1 rRNA gene is annotated in these 580 nt (G+C 58.1%); it reads right to left on the bottom strand.

Annotated features, from left to right (window positions below):
• Positions 1-33 precede the first annotated feature (33 nt).
• A 23S ribosomal RNA gene (locus EPD80_RS11305) occupies positions 34-580 on the bottom strand; the annotation flags it as partial.

Here is a 580-nt window from a genome sequence, read left to right as displayed (position 1 = left end):
GTGTGTGAGGGGTGGGGTGCATGGCACGGCTATAGGATCAAGCCGCACGGGCAATTAGTAGCGCTCAGCTCAAGCGGTTACCCGCCTTACACCTGCGCCCTATCGACGTGGTGGTCTTCCACGGCCCTTCAGGGGGGTCGAGCCCCCGGGGAAGTCTCATCTTGGGGGGGATTTCCCGCTTAGATGCTTTCAGCGGTTATTCCTTCCGCACTTAGCTACCCGGCGGTGCCACTGGCGTGACAACCGGTACACCAGAGGTGCGTCCACTCCGGTCCTCTCGTACTAGGAGCAGATCCCCTCAAACTTCCAGCGCCCACGGCAGATAGGGACCAAACTGTCTCACGACGTTTTAAACCCAGCTCACGTACCTCTTTAAATGGCGAACAGCCATACCCTTGGGACCGACTACAGCCCCAGGATGAGATGAGCCGACATCGAGGTGCCAAACACCGCCGTCGATGTGAACTCTTGGGCGGTATCAGCCTGTTATCCCCAGAGTACCTTTTATCCGTTGAGCGATGGCCCTTCCATACAGAACCACCGGATCACTAGGACCTGCTTTCGCACCTGTTCGGCTTGT

The sequence above is a fragment of the Tepidiphilus olei genome, assembly GCF_006980705.1.
Classification (GTDB): domain Bacteria; phylum Pseudomonadota; class Gammaproteobacteria; order Burkholderiales; family Rhodocyclaceae; genus Tepidiphilus; species Tepidiphilus olei.
The sequence above is the reverse complement of the archived record's forward strand: the minus strand, read 5'-3'. Positions and strand labels throughout refer to the sequence as shown.